Genomic DNA, 2,397 nt, shown 5'->3' with positions numbered 1-2,397 from the left:
GGGAAGGGCGCAGAGAACGAGTTCCAGGCGCCGTGCATGGAAATCTCCTGGCGCAGGAAGTGTGAAAAGGTCGCGGTAGTAATAGGTACGTCGGTGGTGGGAATGCCGATGAACACCACGTGACCACCGGCCTTGGCCAGTTGCACCGCTTGGTTAATAGAACTTGGATGACCCGCTGCTTCGATTACCAGTTGGCAGCGCGGCAATTCAGCATCCGAACCACCACTGAGCAAGCTGTGTGTTGCGCCGGCCTCACGGGCCATGGCCAGTTTCTCTTCAGCGATGTCAATGGCAATGATGTCCTTGGCGCCCATCAACCGCAGCCATTGAATGGCGAATAAGCCAATCGGTCCGCAACCTACGACTGCGGCGCTTTGCCCGGCCTTGAAGTCGGCTTTCCAGATCGCGTGCAAGGCAATGGCTGCCGGGTCGACCAGGGACGCCGCAATCGGGTCCATACCCGCCGGAACTTTGATCAGGTTGGTCAGCGGTACGTTGACATATTCGGCGTAGGCGCCATCGCGACGGCTGCCAAAGTAGTCATAGTTTTCTGAACGCGAAGGGAAACCGCGTTGGTATTGATCGCTGCTGACGTCCGGGATCATCGGCGGCACAGTGACCAGTTCGCCGATCGTATAACCCTCGATGCCTTCACCGATCTCTTCAATGAAACCTGCGAATTCATGACCGCAAATCAGCGGCATGCGGTGCGCGCCTTTGCTCAGCATCCTTGGAATGTCCGAACCACAGACACCGCACGCGGCAACCTTCACTAATGCGTGGCCGGCTTTGACGGTAGGTTTTTCGACTTCTTCGACCCGGATATCGCCCGGTTTGTACATGACAGCTGCTTTCACGATGACATCCTCTGTGTTGAATGACGTGCAGGGAGGAACCTCTCGTGAGAGGCGCCCCAAAACATTCATGAATCAGAAAAGGTTTATTGCGCGCCGGGACGGTACTCACCGAACGTTGCGTCGTGCTTGACCTGGGACGCGTTGGCTTTGGTCAGGGCTTCGGTGCCGGCGTCGACAAATTTATCCACGGTTTTGCCGGTGGCCAGTTTGCGTGCAGCATCGATGGTGATTTCACCTAGATAACGCGGGTCGTTGAGCGCAGTGGACACGTATTGGTCGCCGCTTTCGATGGCGTTGATCGCTTCGGACAAACCGTCGACGCCCGCCACCAACACGTTAGTCAGGCCGCGTTCCTTGAGCACCTGCAACGCGCCCATGGCCATGTCGTCGTTGTGCGCGAACACGGCTTTAACGTCGGGGTTGGCTTGCAGTAAATCCTGCATGGCGGTCACGGCGTTGGCGCGCATGTATTCGCTGTAAGGGCCGTCGATGATTTTGAAGTCGCTGCCTTTGAATGCCGTATGGAAGCCCGCACGGCGCTGTTTCATCACCGTGCCGCCAGCATCACCTTGAATCTCGATGACTTTGCCTTTGGTTACGCCCTTGACTTTCAGCGCCGCGAGCAAGGCATTGCCGGACAACTCACCCATTTTCTCGTTGTTGCGGCCGATGGTAGCGGCCACGTCGCCATTGATCGCACGGTCCACGGCAATCACTGGGACTTTGGCGCGCTTGGCGGCGTCCAGGGCGGCACCGACAGAATCGGGGTTGACCGGGTTGATGATCAGCACGTCGACCTTGCGCGTCAGCAAGTCTTGAATGTCGTTGTTCTGCTTGCTGATATCGCCGTTGGCATCAAGAAAGATCAGCGTGTCGCCGTCTTTGGCAGCCGCCTCTTTGGCACCGTCGCGCAACTGGACGTAAAAGGGAGATTGCAGCGTGACCTGACTGAAACCGATTTTCAGGTCTTTGGCGTGGGCTGGCACAGCGGTCAGCGCAGCAGCACTGATGGCGAGGGCCAGGGAAAAAGCATGAACAGGCTTGCGGGCTATCTGCAACATGGTGATTCCTATTTTTATTGTTGTTGGGGCTTTTACAGGTGTGGGGCGCTGCCATCGTTGGGCGGCGCTCACAAATGTGACTGCAATTCACATTTGAAAATCTGGACCTCAACCCTTAACGTGTCAAGACGATTTGTTAATATTTTCACAAATTAGGAAAAAGTTGCCGCATGAATAAATCAGCGGTTTTCAGGATCAAGCAGGCTTTCGCAAAAAATATTTTACAATGTGATAATATTAACATTTAATGATTTAAAATTAACATCCGGCAGCCACCGTTGCTGCAACCTCCGCAAAGGACATCTTCATGCCAGCCACTGCCTCTAAATTCGCCGTCTACATCGACCACACCCTGCTCGCCGCCGACGCCTCGCAAGCCGCCGTTCGAAAGTTGTGTGAAGAGGCCATCGAGCACGGTTTCAAATCGGTGTGCGTCAACAGCGCTAACGTGCCATTGGCCGCAGACTGCCTGCGTGACG

At 55.6% G+C, this 2,397-nt stretch carries 2 protein-coding genes and 1 pseudogene; 1 reads left to right on the top strand and 2 read right to left on the bottom strand.

Going from position 1 to position 2,397, the window contains the following annotated elements; genetic code table 11:
• Both M0974_RS30455 and M0974_RS30450 read right to left on the bottom strand, forming a co-directional pair.
• On the bottom strand, positions 1–857 hold an 857-nt coding region (locus M0974_RS30455; protein WP_297845654.1), incomplete at its 3' end, for a galactitol-1-phosphate 5-dehydrogenase.
• A gap of 83 nt (positions 858–940) precedes the next feature.
• Positions 941–1,918: a substrate-binding domain-containing protein gene (locus tag M0974_RS30450; RefSeq protein WP_297845652.1), complete on the bottom strand. Its 978-nt coding sequence runs from the start codon at positions 1,916–1,918 to the stop codon at positions 941–943.
• A 307-nt stretch (positions 1,919–2,225) separates the two neighbouring features.
• Here M0974_RS30450 and M0974_RS30445 point away from each other — a divergent pair.
• Positions 2,226–2,397 (top strand): annotated as a pseudogene (locus M0974_RS30445) (2-deoxyribose-5-phosphate aldolase); the annotation flags it as partial.

It is taken from the genome of Pseudomonas sp., assembly GCF_026224925.1.
GTDB lineage: Bacteria > Pseudomonadota > Gammaproteobacteria > Pseudomonadales > Pseudomonadaceae > Aquipseudomonas.
Note: the sequence above shows the minus strand (reverse complement) of the source record. Positions and strands in the feature narration are given on the sequence as shown.